The organism is Neobacillus paridis (assembly GCF_016765675.1).
GTDB classification, from domain to species: Bacteria; Bacillota; Bacilli; order Bacillales; family Cytobacillaceae; genus Neobacillus; species Neobacillus paridis.
Genome location: NZ_JAESWB010000265.1, coordinates 1 through 454 on the forward strand (window position 1 = coordinate 1; position 454 = coordinate 454).

1 protein-coding gene is annotated in these 454 nt (G+C 63.7%); it reads right to left on the reverse strand.

Annotated features, from left to right (window positions below; genetic code table 11):
- On the reverse strand, positions 1 to 367 hold a 367-nt coding region (gene zapE, locus JK635_RS28755; RefSeq protein ID WP_202655262.1), incomplete at its 3' end, for an AFG1/ZapE family ATPase.
- Positions 368 to 454: the final 87 nt, after the last annotated feature.

The window sequence follows — 454 nt, forward strand, 5'->3', positions numbered from 1 at the left end:
ACTTCTTGGCGATGCGCTGGGCAACGGTGTCGAGCGGGTTGGCCACGCCCTTCAGGTCGTCGAGCTCGCGGTGTACGCCGCGCATGAATTCATGGAAGTGCAGCCGGGACTTGCGCACCACCGGTACCACCAGATAGAAGCTGTCCATCAGGAAGGACTTGCCACGTCCGACGCCGCCCCACATGTAGACGCCGCGCGGCACCGCGGGACGGCTGATCAGGCGCTTGAACACACTGGCGCGTTGCGCCTTGTAGTGCACCCATTCCTCATAGCAGCGCTGCAGCCGCTCCACTGCCGCATGCTGGGCCTGGTCTGCCGAAAAGCCCCGCTCGGCCAGCGCATGCTGATAATACTCACGCACATCCATTGAATTCCGCCTTCCCTGCCGCGTCTGTGCGCAGCCATGAACAAAGTTCCTCACGGATGAACGTGGGCCGGCTGCGGCGAGACGTCG